This is a genomic window from Herbaspirillum sp. BH-1 (assembly GCF_002870055.1).
GTDB classification, from domain to species: domain Bacteria; phylum Pseudomonadota; class Gammaproteobacteria; order Burkholderiales; family Burkholderiaceae_D; genus Herbaspirillum; species Herbaspirillum frisingense.
This window is the reverse complement of the sequence record NZ_PKOI01000005.1, coordinates 136,790-158,126: the sequence shown is the minus strand read 5'-3', so window position 1 is coordinate 158,126 and position 21,337 is coordinate 136,790. Positions and strand designations below refer to the sequence as shown.

19 protein-coding genes are annotated in these 21,337 nt (G+C 65.9%); 9 read left to right on the top strand and 10 right to left on the bottom strand.

The window, feature by feature from the left end; translation table 11 throughout:
• Window positions 1–152: 152 nt before the first annotated feature.
• Window positions 153–350 (top strand): hypothetical protein, encoded by a 198-nt coding sequence (locus HBH1_RS09025; protein WP_102662468.1) that lies wholly within the window; start codon window positions 153–155, stop codon window positions 348–350.
• A 66-nt stretch (window positions 351–416) separates the two neighbouring features.
• On the opposite strand, the gene HBH1_RS09020 is transcribed toward HBH1_RS09025, so the two are convergent.
• Window positions 417–2,855: a DNA polymerase II gene (locus HBH1_RS09020; protein ID WP_102662467.1), complete on the bottom strand. Its 2,439-nt coding sequence runs from the start codon at window positions 2,853–2,855 to the stop codon at window positions 417–419.
• Between the two features lie 255 nt (window positions 2,856–3,110).
• Between HBH1_RS09020 and HBH1_RS09015 the strand changes: the two genes are divergently transcribed.
• Complete coding sequence (locus tag HBH1_RS09015) at window positions 3,111–3,863, top strand: lysozyme inhibitor LprI family protein (RefSeq protein WP_102662466.1); 753 nt, start codon at window positions 3,111–3,113, stop codon at window positions 3,861–3,863.
• Between the two features lie 49 nt (window positions 3,864–3,912).
• On the opposite strand, the gene HBH1_RS09010 is transcribed toward HBH1_RS09015, so the two are convergent.
• The 4 genes from HBH1_RS09010 to HBH1_RS08995 form a co-directional block, all read right to left on the bottom strand.
• The gene (locus HBH1_RS09010; protein ID WP_102662465.1) at window positions 3,913–5,214 is read right to left on the bottom strand and encodes an MFS transporter; all 1,302 of its coding nucleotides are present in this window, start codon (window positions 5,212–5,214) and stop codon (window positions 3,913–3,915) included.
• 67 nt (window positions 5,215–5,281) lie between these two features.
• Window positions 5,282–6,511 (bottom strand): tricarballylate utilization 4Fe-4S protein TcuB, encoded by a 1,230-nt coding sequence (gene tcuB / locus HBH1_RS09005; protein ID WP_102662464.1) that lies wholly within the window; start codon window positions 6,509–6,511, stop codon window positions 5,282–5,284.
• A complete protein-coding gene (gene tcuA, locus HBH1_RS09000; RefSeq protein WP_102662463.1) occupies window positions 6,498–7,907 on the bottom strand; it encodes an FAD-dependent tricarballylate dehydrogenase TcuA in 1,410 nt (469 codons plus the stop codon). The genes tcuB and tcuA overlap by 14 nt, the downstream gene beginning before the upstream one ends.
• A gap of 86 nt (window positions 7,908–7,993) precedes the next feature.
• Window positions 7,994–8,935 carry a LysR family transcriptional regulator gene (locus tag HBH1_RS08995; RefSeq protein ID WP_006462245.1) on the bottom strand — a complete coding sequence of 314 codons (942 nt, stop codon included), beginning with the start codon at window positions 8,933–8,935 and terminating at the stop codon, window positions 7,994–7,996.
• Window positions 8,936–9,172: 237 nt separating this feature from the next.
• Here HBH1_RS08995 and HBH1_RS08990 point away from each other — a divergent pair, with 237 nt between their 5' ends.
• The gene (locus HBH1_RS08990; protein ID WP_233207570.1) at window positions 9,173–9,394 is read left to right on the top strand and encodes a hypothetical protein; all 222 of its coding nucleotides are present in this window, start codon (window positions 9,173–9,175) and stop codon (window positions 9,392–9,394) included.
• A 27-nt stretch (window positions 9,395–9,421) separates the two neighbouring features.
• On the opposite strand, the gene HBH1_RS08985 is transcribed toward HBH1_RS08990, so the two are convergent.
• Together HBH1_RS08985 and HBH1_RS08980 are read right to left on the bottom strand one after the other, a co-directional pair.
• Window positions 9,422–10,828 carry an aminotransferase-like domain-containing protein gene (locus HBH1_RS08985; RefSeq protein WP_102662461.1) on the bottom strand — a complete coding sequence of 469 codons (1,407 nt, stop codon included), beginning with the start codon at window positions 10,826–10,828 and terminating at the stop codon, window positions 9,422–9,424.
• Between the two features lie 235 nt (window positions 10,829–11,063).
• On the bottom strand, window positions 11,064–11,810 hold the full coding sequence (locus tag HBH1_RS08980; RefSeq protein ID WP_102662460.1) for an SDR family oxidoreductase: 747 nt from the start codon (window positions 11,808–11,810) through the stop codon (window positions 11,064–11,066).
• A 104-nt stretch (window positions 11,811–11,914) separates the two neighbouring features.
• Here HBH1_RS08980 and HBH1_RS08975 point away from each other — a divergent pair, with 104 nt between their 5' ends.
• A complete protein-coding gene (locus tag HBH1_RS08975; protein ID WP_102662459.1) occupies window positions 11,915–12,841 on the top strand; it encodes an AraC family transcriptional regulator in 927 nt (308 codons plus the stop codon).
• Window positions 12,842–12,873: 32 nt separating this feature from the next.
• Here the strand turns inward: HBH1_RS08975 and HBH1_RS08970 are convergent, their stop codons facing one another.
• Window positions 12,874–13,506: a GntR family transcriptional regulator gene (locus HBH1_RS08970; RefSeq protein WP_102662458.1), complete on the bottom strand. Its 633-nt coding sequence runs from the start codon at window positions 13,504–13,506 to the stop codon at window positions 12,874–12,876.
• Between the two features lie 115 nt (window positions 13,507–13,621).
• Between HBH1_RS08970 and bioB the strand changes: the two genes are divergently transcribed.
• The 5 genes from bioB to bioD are packed head-to-tail and all read left to right on the top strand — an operon-like array spanning window position 13,622 to window position 19,031.
• Window positions 13,622–14,638 carry a biotin synthase BioB gene (gene bioB, locus HBH1_RS08965; protein WP_102662457.1) on the top strand — a complete coding sequence of 339 codons (1,017 nt, stop codon included), beginning with the start codon at window positions 13,622–13,624 and terminating at the stop codon, window positions 14,636–14,638.
• The gene (locus HBH1_RS08960; RefSeq protein ID WP_102662456.1) at window positions 14,638–15,816 is read left to right on the top strand and encodes a cytochrome P450; all 1,179 of its coding nucleotides are present in this window, start codon (window positions 14,638–14,640) and stop codon (window positions 15,814–15,816) included. The genes bioB and HBH1_RS08960 overlap by 1 nt, the downstream gene beginning before the upstream one ends.
• Before the next feature lie 10 nt (window positions 15,817–15,826).
• On the top strand, window positions 15,827–16,990 hold the full coding sequence (gene bioF / locus HBH1_RS08955) for an 8-amino-7-oxononanoate synthase (RefSeq protein ID WP_102662455.1): 1,164 nt from the start codon (window positions 15,827–15,829) through the stop codon (window positions 16,988–16,990).
• Window positions 16,987–18,354 (top strand): adenosylmethionine--8-amino-7-oxononanoate transaminase, encoded by a 1,368-nt coding sequence (gene bioA, locus HBH1_RS08950; protein WP_102662454.1) that lies wholly within the window; start codon window positions 16,987–16,989, stop codon window positions 18,352–18,354. Before bioF ends, bioA begins: the two co-directional genes overlap by 4 nt.
• The gene (bioD, locus tag HBH1_RS08945; RefSeq protein ID WP_102662453.1) at window positions 18,351–19,031 is read left to right on the top strand and encodes a dethiobiotin synthase; all 681 of its coding nucleotides are present in this window, start codon (window positions 18,351–18,353) and stop codon (window positions 19,029–19,031) included. Before bioA ends, bioD begins: the two co-directional genes overlap by 4 nt.
• Here bioD and HBH1_RS08940 read toward each other — a convergent pair.
• Together HBH1_RS08940 and HBH1_RS08935 are read right to left on the bottom strand one after the other, a co-directional pair.
• The gene (locus HBH1_RS08940) at window positions 19,009–19,617 is read right to left on the bottom strand and encodes a DUF6988 family protein (RefSeq protein WP_102662452.1); all 609 of its coding nucleotides are present in this window, start codon (window positions 19,615–19,617) and stop codon (window positions 19,009–19,011) included. The genes bioD and HBH1_RS08940 overlap by 23 nt on opposite strands.
• Window positions 19,618–19,676: 59 nt before the next feature.
• Complete coding sequence (locus HBH1_RS08935; protein WP_102662451.1) at window positions 19,677–21,317, bottom strand: histidine kinase famiy protein; 1,641 nt, start codon at window positions 21,315–21,317, stop codon at window positions 19,677–19,679.
• Between the last annotated feature and the right edge of the window lie 20 nt (window positions 21,318–21,337).

The following is a 21,337-nucleotide window of genomic DNA, read 5'->3' as shown; positions in this document are numbered from 1 at the left end:
TAGGGTCATGACGGGGCGCTGACGGAGCGTCGGCAGATTGTGGGCACAGTTGCCGTTGCAGCGACACACATCAGAAAAACCCTGATATCCGCCACCGACGTCCCGGCATACGATGAGGCCATCGACACTGAATGACTCCCCAAGGAGGACCTATGGCCATCATCGACACCCTGCTTCACTACGGTAGCTATCTCGCGGCTTTCTATGCGTTCTATGTGCTCGCGGGCATGCTGGCCTTCGGTCTGTTCCTGCGCCACAAGCTGTACCAGAAGCCGCGTCGCCAGCCGGTGCCGCTGCGCGTCCAGTACGACCCGCGCTCGGGACGAGAATCGGATTCGCGCCTGCACTGACCAGTGCAAGCGCAGGCAAGCAGGGCCGGATTCATCGGATCCGGCCCTTTTTCATTCTGCGGCACTTCAGAACAATTCCTGCTGGGGTGAGGTCACAGCCGCAAAGCTGTCGTCCACGAAGACCAGGATGGCATCGGCCACCGGGGCCAGCTGGCGCTCCAGGTAGTGCCCATGATCGATGGCGGCACTGCGCTTTTCCAGCGGTTCCGGGCCGGCCGTGGTCATGACGTAGTTGATCCAGCCGCCTTGCTGGTATTGCAGGGGCCGCCCGTCCTGCTGGTTGACCTGGTCGGCCATGCGCGCCGCCCGCACGTGTGGCGGCACGTTCTTTTCGTAATGGTCCAGCTGGCGCCGCAGGCGCTTGCGGTAGACCAGCAGTTCGTCCAGCCGGCCGGCGAACAGGTCGGCGACATAGCCGACGATGTAGTCGCGATAGGGTTCACCCCGGAAGATGCGCAGATACAGCTCTTGCTGGAAGCGCTGCGCCAGCGGCGACCAGTCGGTGCGTACCGTTTCCAGCCCCTTGTAGGTCACCTTGTCCTGGCCGTCGGCGCTGCGGACATAGCCGGCATAGCGCTTTTTGCTGCCGGTATCGGCGCCCCGCACGTTGGGCATCAGAAAACGCTGGTAATGCACCTCGTACTGCAGTTCCAGCGCGCTCTTGAGGCCGTACTCATCGGCCAGGTGCTGGCGCCACCAGTCGTTGATGCGGCCGGTCAGGCGCAGGCCGATCTGGCGCGCCTGTTCGTCGTCGTGGGCGCGACGCAGCCAGACGAAGGTCGAATCGGTATCACCATAGATGACCTCGAAGCCCTCTTCCTCGATCAGTTCACGCGTGCGATGCATGATTTCATGCCCGCGCCGGGTGATGGACGATGCCAGCCGCGAATCGAAGAAGCGGCACACCGTCGAACCCAGCACCCCGTAGAAGGAGTTCATGATGATCTTCAGCGCCTGCTGCAAGGGCTTGTTGCCCTGTGCCTTGGCGGCTTCCCGGGCTTGCCACAGCTGCTCGATGATGGCCGGCAGGCTGTGGCTGCGCCGTGAGAAGCGCCCGCCGTTGAAACCAGGCACGGTCTGCTCTTCCGGCTCGTTGAGGGTGCCGTCGACCAGCCCCACCGGGTCGATCAGGAAGCTGCGGATGATGCTCGGATACAGGCTCTTGTAGTCCAGCACGATCACCGAGTCATACAGCCCCGAGCGCGAATCCATGACGAAGCCGCCCGGACTGGCCAGCGGCTCGGCATCGCCCAGGTTGGGCGCCACATAGCCCTTGCGGTGCATGTGCGGCAGGTAGAGATGGGTGAACGCCGCCACCGAACCGCCGCTGCGGTCGGCCTGCAGGCCGGTGACGCTGGCGCGCTCCAGCAGGAAGGACAGGATCTCGGTGTGCGCGAAGATGCGCGTGACCAGCTCGCAATCCTTGAGGTTGTAGGTGGCCAGGGCCAGCTTGTCCTCGGCGAACATGCGGTCGATCTCGTCCATGCGCTGGTAGGGGGTGGCAATCGCCTTGCCCTCTCCCAGCAGGGTCTGCGCTACGTTTTCCAGACTGAAGGACGGAAAATTCCAGAATGCCGAACGCAGGCTTTCGATGCCGTCGATCACCAGCCGCCCCGGGGCCGATACCAGCAGGTGGTTGGCACGCAGGCCGTGTTCGCGCCATTCCAGGGCCCGTCCGGCCCGCCCCAGGCGCAGCGGAACCCGATATTTGTCGGCCTGTTTCTGCAACACGTTGAGGTCGAACTGGATCAGGTTCCAGCCGATCAGGGCATCCGGATCATGGCGCGCCATCCAGTCGTTGAGGGCTTCGATCAGCGCGGCACGGCTGTAGCAGAACTGCAGCGCAAAACCGGCCTCGGCCGCCTTGGCGACCGCCTCGCCTGACTGCCCGGCGGCTCCGCTGTCCGGCTCCAGCACATAGACGCTGCGCTGGCCGCAGCCTTCGATGGCGATGCTGTAGAGCTCGCCCTGCCAACTGGTTTCGATATCCAGCGAAGCCAGCTTCAGCGGCGGGCGGTAGCCCGGCAAGGCGCGGACACGGGCCTCGACCAGCACCCCCTGGCCATCGTCGACGCCCTGGAAAGCCAGCGGCGCGTTGATGAAACGCTCCATCAAGTAGCGCTCGGGCGGCCGGATATCGGCTTCATAGACGGGGATGCCGGCAGCGACCAGCGCCTTTTCGATCTTCAGCAGCTTGCGGTAATGGCGACCATACAGGCCCATCACCGGCCGTTGGCTATAGTCCTTGAGTCGTTCCAGCGGACGCAACTGCATGCCGCGCTCGCCGGCGATCAGGGTGTCTACCCGTTCGGCCTCGGCCTGCGGCACGAAGGCCACCGCCTCCTGCGGCGGCAGGCGCAGGCATTGCGGGCCATTGTCGGTGGCCAGCCACAGCTCGATCTCGACGCCCGCCGGCGTGTCGCGCCAGTGACGGCTCAGGATGAAGCCGGCGCGTTCGCCTGGGCGCAATTGCGATTGCGGGGGGTTGTCCTCTGTGCCTGTCACCGGTCTGCTGCGTGCTGGTTGTGTGCTGGTTGTGTGCCTTGCGCGGATCGCGCAAATGGCATGAAGACCGCGATTCTACTGCCATGTGACACGGCCTGCGCGGGCAGGCAGCACGATGAATGTGAAGACAAACCCAACACGCTTTTTCAGTTGCAAAGATTTTGGAAATTTTCCCTGTCTTCTCCGCGTTTTGCGTCGGGGCGCGCAATGCGAAGCTGGCGCCCGTCATTCGCTCGCAATACGGATAGTCTCGCCATGAACAAGCTCTCCCATCTCGCTTTGCCAGCACTGCCGGCCCTGCTGGCGCTCCTGGTCGCCTCCGGCAGCTTGGCCGCCAGCTTCGATTGCGGCAAGGCGGCTTCCCGCAACGAAAAGACCATCTGTGGCGATGCCCAGCTATCGGCCCTGGATGACGCCCTGGGCCGGGCCTTCCGCCAGGCCCGCGACATGGCCCCCGACAAGCGCGCCTTTCGCGCCGCCAGTGATGCGCAATGGCGCTGGCGCGAGCAGCACTGCAGTGACCGCGCCTGCCTGCTGGACTGGTACCGCCGGCGTCAGGCTGAACTGTCCGCTGCCGCAGACCAGGCCGATATCAGCGACCAGGATAAAGCCGCCGTACCGGTGCCACTCCCCCAAGCGTTGCGGCTGGGGCTGAATGCCCGCCAGATCGACGGCCTGGCGCCGGCCGGCAGCATGCCGTGGCCGCATTACACGCGCGTCGAACGCGGCACGTACTTCTATCGCGACCCCGATGCCGACGACTCACAGCAACTGGTGAGCGTGCGCTATTACGGCGTGGAACACGGGCAGACCATCCTGGAGGCGGTGCGCGGCCAGACCGTGCTGCGCTACACCTGCAGCAGCGACTGCCGCTACATCGCGCAGCTGGTGCTGCCGGGCGATGTCGAGAAGGACAGCGTCATCCTCGCCAACGACCATCGCTCCCTGCCCTCACTGATCGTCGGCGATGCGCTCAACGGTTTGCTGGTGCCGGCTACGGTGCGCTGAATGCATTGAAAGCGCTGAACGCCCGGAAACGGCAGATGCCGGGCAGCGCTCAGCCTGCCCGCGACGCGGCTGCCCGCACCGCAACGGCCTGCCCACGATAGAGGATCAGCGTAGCCGACAGGCCGCAGACGGCGGCGAAGGTCAGCCAGTAGCCGGGCGCAGCCTTGTCGCCGGTGAGTTCGATCAACCAGGTGGAGATGGCCGGGGTGAAGCCGCCGAATACGGCGGTGGCCAGGCTGAAGGCCAGCGAGAAGCCGGCCACGCGGATCTGCTCCGGCATGATCTCGGTCAGTGCCGACACCATGGCGCCGTTGTACATGCCGAAGAAGAACGACAGCCACAGCAGCACCAGCAGCATGCGTTCCACACTGGGTGCGGCGGCCAGCCAGGATAGTGCGGGATAGGCGGTCAGGATCGCCAGCACGGTGATGCTCAGCAGCACCGGGCGCCGCCCGATACGGTCGGACACCATGCCGCCGATGGGCAGCCAGAAGAAATTCGACAGCCCCACTAGCAGGGTCACCACCAGGCTGGCCTGCGTCGAGAGCTTGAGTACCGACTTGCCGAAGGTCGGCGTGTAGACGGTGATCAGGTAGAAAGTGGTGGTCGTCATGGCCACCAGCAGCATGCCGGCGATCACGGTCTTCCAGTTCGCCAGCATGGTGCGATAGACCTCGCCCAGGGCTGGACGATGGGCGCGTGCCTTGAAGGCTTCGGTCTCCTGCAGGGAACGACGCAGCAGGAAGATGAACGGCACGATCAGGCAGCCCACGAAGAAAGGAATGCGCCAGCCCCAGGCGGCGATCTGCGTTGCATCCAGCCAGAGATTGAGGGCATAGCCCATGAGCGCGGCCATGACGATGGCGATCTGCTGGCTGGCCGACTGCCAGGCAGTGTAAAAGCCCTTGCGGCCGGGCGTGGCCATCTCGGCCAGGTAGACCGATACCCCGCCCAGTTCGGCCCCGGCCGAGAAACCCTGCAGCAGACGTCCGATCAGGACCAGCAGCGGCGCCAGCAGGCCGATACTGGCGTACCCCGGCACGCAGGCGATCAGGATGGTGCCGCTGGCCATGATGGAAAGCGTCACGATCAGGCCCTTGCGCCGGCCCACTTCGTCGATATAGGCGCCCAGCACGATGGCACCCAGTGGCCGCATCAGGAAACCGGCACCGAATACGGCGAAGGTCAGCATCAGCGAAGCGAAATCGCTGCTGGTGGGGAAGAAGACCTTGGAAATGTGGGTCGCGTAGAAGCCGAACAGGAAGAAATCGAACTGCTCCAGGAAATTGCCGCTGGTCACGCGCAGGACGGCGCCTGCGCGCGAACCGCGCGTCTCGGGTTGGGTGCTCATGCTGAAAGTCTCCTTGCTGTTGTGTTCATGAAAAACCGGGTGGGCCGGCGTGCTGGCCGGCCCGGGATCAGGCCGCTCCGGGGTCGTGCCGCAGGGGCTGCCGCTTCTCGATGGCGGACTTGAGCAATGCGGCACTGCGATAGATACCGTGGGCGAACTTGCCGTAAGGCAGGGTCAGGAACAGGGCCATCACGCAGCCCAGGTGCAGGGCCAGCAGCGCCGCCATGGCAGCGCTGTCACGCCAGGCCAGCAGCGCCAGACCGGTGGCACTGACCAGCAGCAGCAGGACGATGAAGCCGCGATCCATGGGCCGCTGGCGACGGTCGCCCTGCTCCGGATGCCGCCGCAGGTTCAACCACAGCAGACCGGCGGGGCCGACCAGCAGGCCGATGCCGCCCGCCGTGCCCAGCAGTACCGGCAGGCTCAGCACGGGGTATGGCGCCTCCAGCCCCAGCAGGTAGTGGTACAGGGTCGCCACCGAGGTGGCCGCCAGGCACAGCATGAAACCGTAGAAGGTGAAGTGATGGAAGCGTCGGCGCATGAGCGTGTAGCCGTCATCGGACTCGTTGCAGCCCTCTCCGTGGCCGCCATCCAGATAGCGCAGGGCCAGCACGTCGCGGGTGGCCTCGGCCGCCGCTGCACTGCCCGGGGCACCGGCCGTGCCGTCCGTGATATCACGCCAGAAGCGCCTCACGCCCATACCCAGCGCCAGCACCGCCAGGGCGAACACCACACCGAACATGCGCGCCAGCTGCCCATGCGGGAATACCGCATAGAAATTGCCGCCTGCCGGGCTGCTGGCCAGCGTGCCGTTGACCGCCAGGGCCAGCAACAGGAACAAGGCCAGGCTGCCCGCCAAGGCCAGGGCCAGGGTCAGGCCATTGCGCCGGTACAGTGCGCCGGCGGCGGCCGGCCAGGCATAGCTGGAATAGGTGTCCAGTCGTACCCGCGCCATGGCCTTGGGAACGTTGACCGCGAATTCATGGGGCGGCGCGTACTGGCAGGCGTGATAGCAGGCGCCACAGTTGTGGCACAGGTTGGCCAGGTAATGGACATCGGCCTTGGCAAACTCCAGGCGGCGTGTCATGGCCGGGAACACCGCGCAGAACCCTTCGCAATAGCGGCAGGCATTGCAGATCTGCATCTGCCGGGCCACTTCGGCCTCGTCGGCGTTCATGGCCGGCGCCGCCTTGACAGGCAGGATGGGAATGATGCGGGCCCCGCCCGGGGCAACGCTGGCAGAACCGGCCTGCGCGTCGCGGCGGGCGGCATCGGCCAGGGCTTCAAGCTGCTGCATGGGAAACTCCGGAAGATCGGGTGGCGAACTGGGCGGCCTGCACTCCGGCGATGCGCCCGAAGGCGGTGCCGATGGACATGCCCACACCGGCCGTATAGCCCTTGCCGAGCACGTTGCCGGCCATCATTTCGCCTGCCACGAAGAGGTTGTCGCTGGGCCTGCCGGCAAAATGCACCTGGGCTTTGTCGTTCACTTTCAAACCGAGGTAGGTGAATGTCACGCCAGGTCGCAGGGCATAGCCGTAGAACGGCGCCCGCTCCAGCGGCCGCGCCCAGTGGGTCTTGGGGGGCTGCAGTCCGTCGGTATGGCAGTCGTCCAGCACGGTGTGGTCGAACCTTCCCTGGCGGCAGGCGGCGTTGTAGTCGCGCACGGTCTGTTCGAACTGTGCCGGCGGTAGCCCCAGCTGGCGTGCCAGGTCGGCCAGGGTCTCGGCCTTCTCGCCGGGGAACACCGGTGGCATGAAGTGTCCGATGGCCCGACTGTCGATGATGGAATAGGCGACCTGGCCCGGCTGTTGCGCCACCAGGCGGCCCCAGATGGCGTAGCGCTTGGGCCAGAAATCCTCGCCCTCGTCGTAGAAGCGCCGGCCGTCGCGATTGACCACCACGCCCAGCGAGACGCAGTCGATACGGGTGCAGATGCCGCCGTCATAGAGCGGTGCGCGGGCATCGATGGCCACCATGTGGGCCTGGGTGGGATCGCCGATGCTGTCGGCGCCAGCCTCGATCATGTAGCGCAAGAGCTCGCCACGGTTGAAGCGGGTGCCGCGGATCAGGAAATTGTCGGCCGGCCATTCGCCGCGCTCGTTCTGGCCCCAGGCCTGGCGCAACCATTCGCGATTGGATTCGAAGCCGCCAGCGGCCAGCACGCAGGTGCGGGCGGTGAAGCGCTGCCTGCCACTGCGGGCAGCGACGAAGCGCGTGCCATCCAGTTCGATGGCGTCCACCGGGGTCTCGTAGCGGATCTCCACGCCCAGGGCCTCGGCACTGCGGTAGTAGGCATTGACCAGCGCCTTGCCGCCGCCCATGAAGAAGGCATTGGTACGCGCCACGTGCAGCGCGCCCGACAGCGGCGGCTGGAAATGCACTCCATGCTTGCGCATCCAGGGCCGGCAGGTGGCCGAGGCGCGGATGGTCAGCCGCGCCAGGTGTTCGTCGGTGAGGCCGCCGGTGACCTTCAGCAGATCCTGCCAGTATTCCTCTTCCGGATAGGCCTCCACCAGCACGTCCTGCGGTGCGTCGTGCATGCAGCGCAGGTTGCGGGTGTGTTGTGAGTTGCCCCCGCGCCAGGCGCGGGGCGCCGATTCCAGCAGCATGACCGAGGCGCCGGCCTCGCGTGCCATCAGGGCCGCGCACAGGGCAGCGTTGCCACCGCCAATAACCAGAACGTCCAACATCGCCGTCCCCTCCTTGTGATATGTCCAGGGAGGCGACTATAGGCAGCCTGCCGGTGCGCCGCTATCGGCGCGCCGGCAAGGAGTGTTCAGTTTTCGTGAAGACCGGTGCCGCGCAGGGTAGCACCGGGCCAGCGGCCCTGCCCCACCTGGGTACGCGCCACCTCGGCCAGCAGCACGCGGGCGGCCAGCCCGGCGGGAGACAGTTCGTCATCGGAGACGCTGACGATCAGGTTGGGACGGGAGGCATCGCCATCGGCCACCGGCACGCTGGCCAGGTCGGCATTCTCGGCCCGGGCCAGGACCGCACCAGGCTGGATGGTGGCCCCCATGCCGGCGCGCACGGCGTCCATCAACATCGGCAGGCCATCCACCTCAAGGACGATATTGGGGGTGTAGCCCGCATGGCGGAAGGCCGAATCCAGCAGCGAGCGCAGCCCATGCTTGCGGGTCGGCAGGATCAGGGGCAGATCCCCCAGCTTGCCCAGGCGCGCCTGACGCGCAACGGGCATGCCGGCCAGCGCGGGGGCGCCGATCACGAACAGCCGCTCATCCAGCAGGGGCAGTACGCTCCAGCGTTGCGCCGGTTCCTCCTGGAACAGGATGGCCAGGTCGATCTGGCGCGCGCCCAGCATGGCGCCAAGGTGACCGGACAGGCTTTCCACCATGCGCAGACGCACCTCCGGATAGCGTTCGTGCATGGCCTGCATGAAGGCCAGCCCCATCACCCCCGCCGTACTGGAGGCCATCCCCACGCTGACATGCCCGGACAGGCGCGCCTGTCGCGCCGCCAGGGCGGCATCGTCAATGTGGCGCAGTGCCAGCTGGGCCTGCTTCAGAAAGGCGATGCCCGCTGCGGTCGGCACCACGCCGGTGGAGGTGCGCTGCAGCAGACGGGTGGCCAGCTCGGTCTCCAGGCGGGTGATCTGCTGGCTCAGGGCCGATGTGACCATGCCCAGCTCCAGGGCGGCTTTGCCGATACTGCCGTGTTCGACGATGCTGGCGAAATAGCGGAGCTGGCGGATTTCCATGGTGGCGAAGGAAGGTGGCGGAGGTGGCGGAGGTAGCGAAGCTAGCAAACAAGGCGACAATTCAGCGCGCATGATGCCATAGCTCTTGTCCTACAACCGATTGCGCAGGCGGACGACATCCAGCCGCCGATCTGCGCGGCATACTTCGGCAAACTGCTGCTGTTGAGTTGACCGCCCCGCCCTGGCGGCGGAGTCAGGCACCTCAGGCAGCTCAGACACCTCATTGCCCTGGTGAGAATGACGATGAAGAAAATCGAGTTCGACGGTTATCTGCTGGTCTATCAGGCCGACGACAGCGAAGGCCGCTGGAAAGGCTCCTACGCGATCCTGAAGGATCGCACCGAGATCAGCCGCGGCTCCTTGCCGCTGGCGGCGCACTCCGAAGATGAGGCTGCTTTCGAGATCCTGGCAGCAGCGCGTCGCCATACGGGCATGTCCCCGGCGATCTTGACTCACTAGCGCCGGACTAGCGACTCACTCCCCTCGCTACACCACCACTTCCCGCATACTGCGGCGGCGGGTCAGCTCGCTCAGGCGGCGCAAGGCATTGACCAGTTCGAAGCGGCTGCGCGAGCGTCCCAGCGAGATGCGGATATGCGCCGCACCGCCTCTTCCCGAACCTTGGCCCGACGAACCTGGCTCCACCTCGAAACTGCTGTGCGAGACCACGTTCAGGCCGGCCTGGCCGGCCCTGATGACGAACTCCTGGCCACTCCAGTGGGCCGGCAGTGCCTGCCACAGATGAATCCCGCCCGACCCGGCCAGTCCGGGATCTCCCAGCGTACGCAGGGCCAGCTCCTGGCGGGCCCAGGCTTCGTTGCGGATGCCTTCGAGCAAGGAGGTGGCCGTGCCATCGTGCACCCACTGCGTCGAGAGCGCAGTCATCAGCGGGGTCGACATCAGCACGAAGGAACGCAGCGCCCCCAGCACCTCTTCCTGCTCCTGGCCCTCGGGCATCACCACATAGGCCGTGCGCAGCCCCGGCAACAGGCATTTGGACAAGGTCGAGACATGGAACACATGCCGTGGCGCATAGTAGGCCAGCGGCCGGGGCGGCTGGGCGGCGAAGCGCCAGTAGGGATCGTCCTCGATGATGCGCAGGTCCAGCCGGGTCGCCACGGCCGCGATCTCGGCCCGGCGCGTGGCCGGCATGGTATGGGTGGTGGGGTTCTGCAGGGTCGGGTTGAGATAGACCACCCGCGCCTGGTGCTTGCGTGCGAGCGTCACCAGCAGGTCCGGCCGCATGCCCTCGCCATCCACACCCACCGCCACCACCCGGCGACCCAGCTGGGCCGCTGCTGTCAGCAGTCCCGGGTAGGCCAGCGGTTCGGCCAGTATCACCTCACCCGGGCGGGTCTGCGACAACAGCAAGGCGGCCAGCGCCGATTGCGCCCCGGGGCAGACCAGCACCCGGCTTTCGTCGATCCGGCCCAAAGGCTCCTGCAACCACATCGCGCCGGCAGCGCGGTCGGCACTGCTGCCGCCGCCCAGGTGATAGGTCATGAGCAGGTCGGCGTCGCTATGGATCAGGACCTGCGAGACACCCTGGCGCAGCAGATCGTCCAAGTCGATGCCGGCAGGCGGGGGCGGAATGTTCATCGACAGGTCCAGCACCTGGCTCAGGTCCACCTTGGGAGCGGCCACGAAGCTGCCGGCCGCGCCCCGCGCTTCGAGCAGGTGGCGTCGCCGCGCCTCGGTATAGGCGCGGGTGACGGTCGTGAGGTCCACGTCCAGACGATCTGCCAATTGGCGCTGCGGGGGCAGACGGTCGCCGGGCTTTAAGCGGTCGTCGGAAATGGCCTGTTCCATGAAGCCCACGATCTGCAGATAACGTGGGCCACCATTGGCTGCAAAGCTGCCGACCCAGTCCTGCGGACGTGCGGATTTTTTCATGGAGCGAACCAACGTGAAGAAGGGTAAGAAGGAAAGAGGCAGGCCAACGTGACCATGCCGATATTAGTATTGATTTAATTGGAACACAAATCCATACATCACCACCCTACCCCAACTTTCACTTCTTCCGCTCGTCAGAGCTATTTTTCGGCCACCCTGCGCCGATTGGTTTCCTCGACTCGCTCCATGCGTCCGCCGATGTCTGGAATCCCATTGCAGGAGACCCGGACATTATTCACACCGCTGTCGCCGCCCATTCCCGGGCATCTTCCCCGGCCGGAATACGCATCGGGGCGCCCGGATCGGTGGCCGCCTGCCACACCGCCTCGGCCACGTCGCTGGCATGGGTGACCTGGGTGTTGGCCTGGAAGTTGGCAAACACCTGGGCCGCCAGCGCGCCATAGGCGTCGGGGATGGTGCCCTCCATGCGCGGCCGGGCATTTTCCGCAAACCGGGTGGACGGGGCGCGGCCGGGCAGGACCAGGCGCGCCTGTACGCCCACACTGGCCAGTTCGAGCGCCATCGATTCGGTAAAGGCATTGACGGCGGCCTTGCTGGCCGTATAGACCGCCAGCAAGGGCAAGGATCGCAAGGTCACCGAGGACGTGACGTTGATCACCACCCCCTGGGCGCGCTCGCGCATCTGGGGGATGAAGGCCTGGCACATGGCGATGCTGCCCAGGGTATTGGTCTCGAAGATCTCCCGCACCTGCGCCGGTGCCTGGGCTTCCACGGCGGCCAGGGCGCCGATGCCGGCATTGTTGACCAGCACGTCGACCGGGCCGGCCTGCGCGACCACGGCGCGGATGCTGGCCTCATCGGTGACGTCCAGCGGCAGGATGCGCAATCTGGACGAGGCCGGCAGCAGGTCCTGGCGCGGACTGCGCATGGTAGCGACCACGTTCCAGTCGCGGTCGAGGAAGTAACGTGCGATTTCCAGGCCGAAGCCGGAGGAACAGCCGGTGATGAGGATGGTTTTCATGATGGACTCCTTTGCATGGATGGGAACGACAGGACGAAGAATAGGCGCAGCACACCGGACTTGCTACAATCCAAAGTCCATCATTCATTTGCCATCGTCCAGACATGTCCGATTCCATCGATCCCTTGGCCGAGGTCGTCACCCTGCTGCAACCGGCCGCGCGCTATACCAAGTACGTACAAGCGGCAGGCGGCTGGCGGGTGCGGCGTTCGCGTTCCGATCTGGCCTTCTATTGCACCGTTATCGAGGGAAGTTGCCGCATCTTGCGCGACGATGGCAAGGATATCGTCCTGGAAGCGGGCGATTTCGTGCTGGCGCCGGCGCTGGAGGGTTTTACGCTGTCCAGCATGCAGGACAGCGACACCGCCGTGCTGAACGAAGACAATCCACCGCCCCGCCTGCCCGATGGCCGCTATCACCTCGGCCGCCTGGACCTGGCGCCGGAAGTGCAACTGGTGGTGGGTCATTGCGTCTTCGACTCGCCCGATACGCCGCTGCTGCTGTCGCTGCTACCCGATCTGGTGGTGGTGCGCGCCCATGCGCGCCTGAGCACGCTGGTCCAGCTGGTGGGCGAGGAATTCCGCGCCGCCCGGCCGGCGCGGGAGATGGTGCTGGCACGCCTGCTGGAAGTGCTGCTGATCGAGGCCTTGCGTTCGACCACCGAGGCCGGTGCGGCGCCCACGCCGGGCCTGCTGCGCGGGCTGGCCGATGCCCGCCTGGCGCAGGCGATCCGTGCCCTGCATGCGCGGCCGGCGGAGAACTGGAACGTGGTCATGCTGGCACGGGAGGCGGCCTTGTCGCGCTCGTCCTTCTTCGAACGCTTTCGGCGCGAGGTGGGACTGGCGCCGATGGAATACCTGCTGGCCTGGCGCATGGCGCTGGCCAAGCGCCTGCTGCTGCGGGCCGACGCCGGCATGGCGGAGGTGGCGCAGCAGGTGGGCTATAGCTCGGCCTCCACCTTCAGCGTGGCCTTCACGCGCCATGTGGGCGTGCCGCCGTCGCAGTTCAGCCTGTCCGGCCTGCCGGGCTAGCGCACCTGGCTGACCCGGCTGACCCGACTCGACTAGGCCGCCACGAAGCCGACCCGTTCCATCGTGCCGATATGCATGCTCAGCAATTGCACGGCGCGATCGGTCTTCTTGCCTTTGAGGGCGTCGATGATGAGCATGTGATCGTGATCCGAACGCGGCTGCCAGCCACGCTTGAAGCCGGTCGAGAACAGGTAGCGCGAATTGGTCAGCTGCAGCTGCTTCAACACCGCCAGCAGGCGCGGCATGCCGCATTCGCTGGAGAGGATGTCGTGGAACAGGTTGTTGGCGGCATCCCACTCCACCAGCGAGGCCGCCCGCGCACAATCGTCCTGCGCCTGCTCCAGCCGGGCGATGTGTTCACTGGTGAATTTGCGTACGCCATGGCGTAGCGCCAGGATCTCCAGGGCACCGCGCATCTCTGCATTTTCCTTCACCGCTGCGCGATCCACCATGCTCACCCGTACCCCGCGACGGGGCAAGGTGAGCAGCAATCCTTCTGCTTCCAGCTGACGAAAGGCCTCGCGCACGGGCACGTGGCTGGACTGGAATTCCTGCGCCACGTGATCCTGCCGGAGGGCCGCCCCGCCTGCGATTTCGCCGCGAATGATGCGCGTGCGCAAGACCTCGGCGATGCGGGCGACGGTACTGCCTGGATCATTTTTCATACGGCCAAAGTATAGATAATCTATTAAAAAAGAAATTGTTAAAGGAAATTGGACGAAGATAGAATCCGCCGGAACGAAATTCTAAGCCTTTTTACTCACGAACCGGATTTTATCGATGAGCCAATGCCCTTCCTCCGCCGCCGTCCCGGCCAGCGCTCCCCTGCACTTCCTGCCGCCGCAGACCAGCGTCCCGGCGTCCAACCCGGCGGTTGAACGTTTGTTCGAACTGCCCTTCCTGGATCTGCTGTTCCAGGCGCAGAGCGTGCATCGCCAGCACCACCCGGCCAACCAGGTGCAGCTGTCCAGCCTGCTGTCGATCAAGACCGGTGGCTGCGCCGAGGATTGCGGTTATTGCTCGCAGTCGGCGCATCACAAGGACGCGGGTGTGCCGGCCGGCAAGCTGATGGCGGTGGACGAGGTGGTGCAGGCCGCCCGCGCCGCTCGCGAGCAGGGTGCCACGCGCTTCTGCATGGGCGCGGCCTGGCGCAATCCCAAGGAGCGCGACATGGCGGCGCTGACCAGCATGGTCAGCGAGGTGCGCGCCCTCGGCCTGGAAACCTGCATGACCCTGGGCATGCTGGAGCAGGCGCAGGCCGAGGCCCTGAAGGAGGCCGGTCTGGACTACTACAACCACAATCTGGATACCGCTCCCGATTTCTACGGGCAGGTCATCTCCACCCGCAGCTACCAGGACCGGCTCGATACCCTGCAGCGGGTGCAGCAGGCGGGCCTGCAAGTCTGCTGCGGCGGCATCATCGGCATGGGCGAAACGCGCGCCCAGCGCGCCGGCCTGATCGCACAGCTGGCGCGCCTGCCGGTGCCACCGCAATCGGTGCCGATCAACCATCTGGTGCCGATTGCCGGCACGCCCCTGGAGGACGTGCCGCCGCTGGATGAATTCGAATTCGTACGGACCGTGGCGGTGGCGCGCATCGCTCTGCCGCACGCGGTGATCCGCCTGTCGGCCGGACGCGAGAGCATGAGCGAGGCCACCCAGGCGCTGTGCTTTGCGGCCGGCGCCAATTCCATCTTCCTCGGGGCCAGGTTGCTGACCACGGCCAATGCGCCGGTGTCGTCCGACCTGGACCTGTTGTCCCGGCTGGGTCTGCAGGCCGCCCCGGCGACGGCCTGATGAGCGTGCAATGGAGCGCCGCGCATTGCGGTGGTGCCTGGCTCATCAGCGATTACGAGGCGGTGGCGGCGGGCTTGCGCGATCCGCGCCTGTCGGTGCGACGCGGGGCGCGCTGGATCAACAGTGGCCTGGGTGGGCTGGGTGCGCCGGGTAGATTGGACCCGGCGCCGGCCGAACTGCAAGCACTACGCCGTTTCAAGCGACTCTTTTCGCGCTCGGTGCTGTTGCTCGACGGCCGCGCCCATCGACGCCTGCGTGGCGTGCTCAACCCGGGTTTCAAGCCGACCGACCTGGAAGCACAACGGCCTGCCATCACGCGCATTGCCGGTCAGTTGATCGATGCCATCGTGGCCGATCCGCTGGCGCCGCAGGGTTTCGATTTCGTCAGCCGTTTCGCCCGGCCACTGCCGGCGCTGGCCATCGCCGGCCTGATGGGATTGCCGGACCGTGTGCCAGCGGCCTTCATCGACTGGGCTGCTGATCTGGCCGCCTTCATCGGCAGCCCCACGCCGGATGCGGGCCAGACCCTGGCGGCCCAGGCGGCGATGGCAGCCCTGTGCGACCTCTTTACCGAAGTCGTGAAAGATGCCGACACCCTGCCGCCCGACAGCCTGGTCGCGCGCCTGCTGCAGGCGCAGCGGGAACAACGGATCAACCGCAACGAAATGCTGGCGCAGTGCTGCACCCTGCTCTTTGCCGGCTACGAGACCACCCGCAATCTGCTGGGCAATGGCTTGCTGGCACTGCTGCAGCATCCTGCGCAATGGACGGCGCTCAAGGCAGATCCCACCCTGCTGCGTACGGCCTTGCGCGAGATGCTGCGCTACGACAGTCCGGTGCAATACACCGGGCGCCGTGTGCTGACCGATCTGCAGGTAGCGGGCCGGACGCTGCGACAGGGTGAACTGGTGATCCTGCATATCGGGCAGGCCAATCATGATGGACGCCGCTTCACCGGGCCGCAGCACTTCGACATCCGGCGCGATGAAGGCATGCACCTGTCCTTCGGCCAGGGGCCGCATGTCTGCCTGGGTGCGGCACTGACCCTGCTGGAGGCGGAAATCGCCTTCACCGCGCTGATGCAACGCCTGCCCACCCTGGCACTGTCGGCCACCCCACCCCGGCGGCGGCAGCATGCCGCCTACAGCGCGCTGGATCGCCTGCCGCTGGTGTTCTGAAAGACTTCTCATGCATGATTTTTCCGATGAGCTGGCCCACCTGGCCAGCCAGAGCCTGCTGCGCACGCGGCGCGTGGTGGATGGTCCGCAAGGGCCGCTGCTGATGGTAGAAGGACGGCAGATGCTGTCCTTCTGCAGCAATGACTACCTGGGTCTGGCCAGGCATCCCGAGATCGTGGCCGCCGGTATCGCGGGCTTGCAGCAATACGGCATGGGGGCTGGCGCGTCAGCTCTCATCAGCGGCCACAGTACGGCCCACGAGAAGCTGGAGGAAGAACTGGCACGCTTCGTCGGACTGCCGGCGGCGCTGTCCTTTTCGAGTGGCTACATGGCCAACCTGGGTGTGATCGGCGCACTGGTGGGGACCGGCGATACGGTGGTGGTGGACAGGCTGGCGCATGCGTCGCTGATCGATGGCGCCCGTTTGTCCGGGGCCAGCCTGAAGGTGTTTCCCCACAACGATGTGGCGCGGCTGGCGCAGGTGCTGGCGCGCTGCCCCGTCGGACGCAGGCTGGTGGTGACCGATGCGGTCTTCAGCATGGACGGCGACCTGGCGCCGCTGGCCGAACTGGCCGCCGTGTGCGCGCAGCACGATGCCTGGCTGCTGGTAGATGACGCCCACGGCCTGGGTGTACTCGGCCCGCACGGCGGCGGCAGCCTGGCGCAGGCCGAAGTGCGCTCGCCCCATGTGCTTTGCATGGGAACGCTGGGCAAGGCGGCCGGCGTGGCGGGCGCCTTTGTCGCGGGCGAGGCGTCGCTGATTGCATGGATCACGCAGCGCGCACGCACCTACATGTTCACTACCGCCCATCCGCCGGCCCTGGCGGTGGCCACCTCGGCCAGCCTGGCCCTGATGGCCCGGGACGACTGGCGGCGCGAACGTCTGCGCGAACTGGCCGCGCAATTGCGGCAGGGGCTGGCCGGCTTGCCGTGGGCGCTGCTGCCCTCTTCCACTGCGATCCAGCCCCTGATCGTCGGTGACAACGCGGCGGCCCGTGCACTGGCCGCCGCGCTGCGCGATCGCGGCATCTGGGTGCCGGCGATCTGCCCACCCACCGTGCCCAAGGGCAGCGCGCGCCTGCGCATCAGCCTGTCGGCCGTGCATACGCCCGAACAGGTCGACCAACTGACCGCCGCCTTGCAGTCCCTGGCCGAGGAAGGAGCCCACGCATGAAGCCGCATGACTCCCTGGCCGCCCGCAGCCTGCGCAGCGTCTGGCATCCCTGCACGCAGATGCGCCGTCACGAAAGCACGCCCCCCACCGCCATCGACCGCGCCCAGGGTGCGTGGCTGGTCGATACCGGGGGCCGGCGCTATCTGGACGCGATCAGTTCGTGGTGGGTCAACCTGTTCGGCCATGCCAACCCACGCATCAATGCCGCCCTGGTCGATCAGCTGGGGCGCCTGGAACATGCGATGCTGGCCGGCTTCACCCATGAGCCGGTGGTGCGCTTGTCCGAACGCCTGGGCGCACTGACCGGACAGGCGCTGGGACATTGCTTCTACGCCTCCGATGGCGCCTCGGCGGTGGAGATCGCGCTGAAGATGAGCGTGCATGCCTGGCGCAACGCGGGCCAGACCGGCAAGAACGAATTCATCTGCATCGCCGGCGGCTATCACGGCGAGACCGTGGGGGCGCTGGGCGTGACGGATACCCCATTGTTCCGCGCCTCCTACGAAGCCTTGCTGCGGCCGGCGCACGTGGCCCGTTCACCCGATGCGCGCCAGGCCCGCGATGGCGAAAGCGCCGCCGATGTCGCCCGGCAGGCGCTGGCCGATATGGAAAGACTGCTGCAACAGGGCGAGGGACGCATCGCTGCCGTCATCGTGGAACCGCTGGTGCAATGCGCAGCCGGCATGGCCATGCATGAGCCGGCCTATGTGCGCGGTCTGAGCGGCCTGTGCGACACCTATGGCGCGCACCTGATCGCCGATGAAATCGCGGTCGGCTGCGGCCGTACCGGCAGCTTCTTCGCCTGCGAGCAGGCCGGTATCTGGCCGGACCTGCTGTGCCTGTCCAAGGGCATCAGCGGCGGCTACCTGCCGCTGTCGCTGGTGATGTCCAGCGAGGTGATCTACCAGGCCTTTTACGATGACGATGTGCGTCGCGGCTTCCTGCATTCGCACTCCTATACCGGCAATCCCCTGGCCTGCCGTGCCGCGCTGGAGACCCTGGCGATCTTCGAGGATGAACAGGTCCTGCAGCGCAACCGCGACTTCGCCCCGGTGCTGGCGGCAGGTCTGGCCCCGCTGGCACAGGATCGCCGGGTGCGCCACGTGCGCCAGCGCGGCCTGATCTGGGCCTGTGATGCCGTGCTTGACGGTGTCGATGGCCTTGATGCGGCTCAGGCGGCCAGCCATCGATTTTCGCGCCGGCTGGCGGCACAGGCGGCACAGCGCGAACTGCTGGTGCGGCCGATCGGCGCCAGCGTCTATGTGATGCCGCCCTACATCCTCGATGCCGACCAGGCGCAGTGGCTGGGCGAACGCCTGCATGCCGCCTTCGATGCCACCTTTGCCGAGATGCGGGGAGCATGATGGGACGCAGCTATTTCGTCACCGGCACCGATACCGGCGTGGGCAAGACCTTGGTGGCATCGGCCCTGATCCATCTGCATGCGGCGCGGGGCGCGCGTTCTGGCGGCATGAAGCCGGTGGCCTCAGGTGCCTTCCTGCAGGCTGGGCAGTGGTGCAACGAGGATGTGCTGGCCTTGCAGGCCGCCGCCAACGTGGCACTGCCGGCGGTGCTGGTGAACCCGTACCTGTTTCGCCGGGCGACCGCACCTCATATCGCCGCAGCCGAAGAAGGACGGCGCATCGATCTCGACCATCTGGCGCAATGTCATACGCAGCTGATGCAGGCCTGCGATGTGCTGATCGTGGAAGGGGCCGGCGGCTTCGTGGTGCCGCTGGATGAACGCCACAACAGCGATGATCTGGTGGCCAGGCTGGGGCTACCGGTGGTGCTGGTGGTAGGAATTCGCCTGGGCTGCATCAATCATGCACTGCTCACGTGCCAGGCGGTGCGGGCGCGGGGGCTGCCGCTGGTCGGCTGGGTCGCCAACCTGATCGATGGGCGGGAAGATCAGGCCGAGGCCATGATCGAGAGCCTGGCGCAGCGCCTGCCGGCACCGCTGCTGGGCTGCCTGCCCTGGTCACCCGGGATGAACGCAGCGCAGGCGGCGGCACGGCTTACTTGGCCAGATCCAGCCTGACCGGTGCTGCCTCGCCACTGCGCGGTGCGGTGAAATGCTTGTCGTGGATGGTGCGGAAACTGGCCAGGCCCAGTTCAGCGATGGAATTGGACAGTTCCAGCAGTTCGATGACGGCCTCTTCGGCATACATGGCATCAACCTCATTGGCGTTGAGCCAGTGGCGGATGCGACGCTCGCCGGAAAACACGAAGTCACTCAGGCGCGCCCAGTGATCGCGCAGGAGCGCTGCCTCCGGCCCGTCGCTGCCGGCCAGCACGCCATCGACCTGCGCCACCAGCTGGCGCATGGTCTTGCCGCTGCCGTCGGCGAGGAAGCGCCCGAGTTCCTCTTCGCTGGCGCAATACCACAGCCACAGGGCATTGAAGGCGGTCTCGATCTGGTGACCGATGAGTGCGAAGGCCGAGGCGTGCACCGGCATGTCATCGCGCAGCAGCAGGATGATGCCGCAGTGATGTTGTTGTGCCACCGTCAGGCAGCCGATGGCAGCGCAGGCGCGGCGGTCCGGCGGCAGCGGTTGGCCGTTGAAATCGGCGGAAATGCGGTAGGCCAGGGACTGCGCCCTGGCCAACAGGTGATCCAATTGCATGGACGGCTCCCTTTGTTCGGGCAGAGCGGGCAGAGGCGGACGGCTTGTTGTTATTGTTTTCAGCTCACGCCAGTGGCGCCGTCGAGGACAATGCGGATCTTGCGGGCCAGCTCATCATGACGATACGGTTTGTCGAGGACGGGGAATTCTCCGTCGGCTCCATGCCGTTCTATCGATTCGCTGGCGTAACCGGTAGTCAATAAAATTTTGAGCGAAGGTAACATGCGCCGCGCCTCCCGCGCCAGTACCACGCCATTCATGTGCCCCGGCATGATCAGGTCGGTGAAGAGCAGATCGACCGGCTCGCCGGCACGGATCAACTGCAGCGCTTCGTTGGCGGAATTGACCATGCGCACCCGATAGCCCAGGCTTTCCAGCATGTCCTGGGCCAGTTCGGCGACCTCGATTCTATCGTCAACCACCAGGATGTGCTCGTGACCACCCTGGCTCTGGGTGCGGTTGTCGTACTCGAAGCTGCCCCCGACCTGGTCCTGCGTGGCCGGGAAGTAGATCGCTACCGTCGTGCCACCCTGCGGCCCCGAGGAAATCCGTACCGAACCACCCGATTGCTTGACGAAGCCATACACCATGGACAGGCCCAGCCCGGTCCCCTTGCCTTCGTCCTTGGTGGTGAAGAAGGGGTCCATCACGCGCGGCAGGATGTCGGGCGGAATGCCGGGGCCATCGTCGACCACGGCCAGGCAGACATAGAGGCCCGGCTTCAAGCCCAGTTGCAAGGCACGTTCATCGCCGCTCAGGTCTTCATTGCTGGTCTGGATGCGCAATGTTCCCTTGCCGGACATGGCGTCCCGCGCATTGATGAGAATGTTCAGCAGCGCCACCTCCATCTGGGTCGGGTCGAGACGGCAATTCCAGAGGCCAGGCGCCAGTGCGGTGCGTACATGGATATCACCCCCCAGGGTACGCTGCACCAGATCGGTAAAACCCTCGGTCAGCGAGTTGAGGTTGATGGTGCGCCCCTCCAGTCGTTGCTTGCGGGCGAAGGCCAGCAACTGCTGCGTCAGCATGGCGGCCTTGCCGGAAGCCTTGCGGATACTGTCGGTACTGCGCGCCACGCGGCCCAGATCCGGCACCGGACTACGCAGGGCCAGGTTGATGATGTCCAGGTAGCCACTGATGACCTGCAGCAGGTTGTTGAAGTCGTGCGCGATACCGCCGGTCAACTGGCCCAGTGCTTCCATCTTGCGCGCCTGGCCCAGGGCCTGTTCGGCGTCACGGCGGCGGCTGATGTCCAGTTGCGAGCTGAAGAAGTATTTCAGTTCGCCATGCTGATCATAGACGGGCGAAATGAAGAGCGCATTCCAGAAGGTGGAACCGTTCTTGCGATAGTTCAGCAACTCGGTGGCGATCTCACGCCGTTCGAGCACGGCTTCGCGCACCTGCGCCACCACCGCGCGATCGGTTTCCGGGCCTTGCAGGAAACGGCAGTTCTTGCCGATCACATCGGCCCGGCTGTAGCCGGTCATGTTGATGAAGGCATTGTTGACGAAGATGATGGGGTTATCCGGCTGGTTCGGGTCGGACACGATCATCGGCATGCGCGTCATTTCGACGGCGGCAAAAAAGATATCGTTGGCGTCATCGCCTACCGCGACCTTGGCGTGGTCGTTACGTAATCCTGCATCGTTGTAGTCGTCGGCAGGCCAATGCACCGGAGGGCGCTTGGCTAGTGTGGGCATTGTGTTCTTCTCCGTATGGG

Excerpts from the sequence above, each read along its gene's own strand:
- HBH1_RS08975 (WP_102662459.1), top strand. The coding sequence starts at position 11,915 with ATGTCCGATTCCATCGATCCCTTGGCCGAGGTCGTCACCCTGCTGCAA.
- HBH1_RS08960 (WP_102662456.1), top strand. The coding sequence starts at position 14,638 with ATGAGCGTGCAATGGAGCGCCGCGCATTGCGGTGGTGCCTGGCTCATC.
- HBH1_RS08970 (WP_102662458.1), bottom strand. The coding sequence starts at position 13,506 with ATGAAAAATGATCCAGGCAGTACCGTCGCCCGCATCGCCGAGGTCTTG.
- HBH1_RS09015 (WP_102662466.1), top strand. The coding sequence starts at position 3,111 with ATGAACAAGCTCTCCCATCTCGCTTTGCCAGCACTGCCGGCCCTGCTG.
- HBH1_RS08995 (WP_006462245.1), bottom strand. The coding sequence starts at position 8,935 with ATGGAAATCCGCCAGCTCCGCTATTTCGCCAGCATCGTCGAACACGGC.
- HBH1_RS08980 (WP_102662460.1), bottom strand. The coding sequence starts at position 11,810 with ATGAAAACCATCCTCATCACCGGCTGTTCCTCCGGCTTCGGCCTGGAA.
- HBH1_RS09025 (WP_102662468.1), top strand. The coding sequence starts at position 153 with ATGGCCATCATCGACACCCTGCTTCACTACGGTAGCTATCTCGCGGCT.
- HBH1_RS08935 (WP_102662451.1), bottom strand. The coding sequence starts at position 21,317 with ATGCCCACACTAGCCAAGCGCCCTCCGGTGCATTGGCCTGCCGACGAC.
- bioF (WP_102662455.1), top strand. The coding sequence starts at position 15,827 with ATGCATGATTTTTCCGATGAGCTGGCCCACCTGGCCAGCCAGAGCCTG.
- tcuA (WP_102662463.1), bottom strand. The coding sequence starts at position 7,907 with ATGTTGGACGTTCTGGTTATTGGCGGTGGCAACGCTGCCCTGTGCGCG.
- HBH1_RS08985 (WP_102662461.1), bottom strand. The coding sequence starts at position 10,828 with ATGAAAAAATCCGCACGTCCGCAGGACTGGGTCGGCAGCTTTGCAGCC.
- HBH1_RS09010 (WP_102662465.1), bottom strand. The coding sequence starts at position 5,214 with ATGAGCACCCAACCCGAGACGCGCGGTTCGCGCGCAGGCGCCGTCCTG.
- HBH1_RS08940 (WP_102662452.1), bottom strand. The coding sequence starts at position 19,617 with ATGCAATTGGATCACCTGTTGGCCAGGGCGCAGTCCCTGGCCTACCGC.
- bioD (WP_102662453.1), top strand. The coding sequence starts at position 18,351 with ATGATGGGACGCAGCTATTTCGTCACCGGCACCGATACCGGCGTGGGC.
- HBH1_RS08990 (WP_233207570.1), top strand. The coding sequence starts at position 9,173 with ATGACGATGAAGAAAATCGAGTTCGACGGTTATCTGCTGGTCTATCAG.
- tcuB (WP_102662464.1), bottom strand. The coding sequence starts at position 6,511 with ATGCAGCAGCTTGAAGCCCTGGCCGATGCCGCCCGCCGCGACGCGCAG.
- bioB (WP_102662457.1), top strand. The coding sequence starts at position 13,622 with ATGAGCCAATGCCCTTCCTCCGCCGCCGTCCCGGCCAGCGCTCCCCTG.
- bioA (WP_102662454.1), top strand. The coding sequence starts at position 16,987 with ATGAAGCCGCATGACTCCCTGGCCGCCCGCAGCCTGCGCAGCGTCTGG.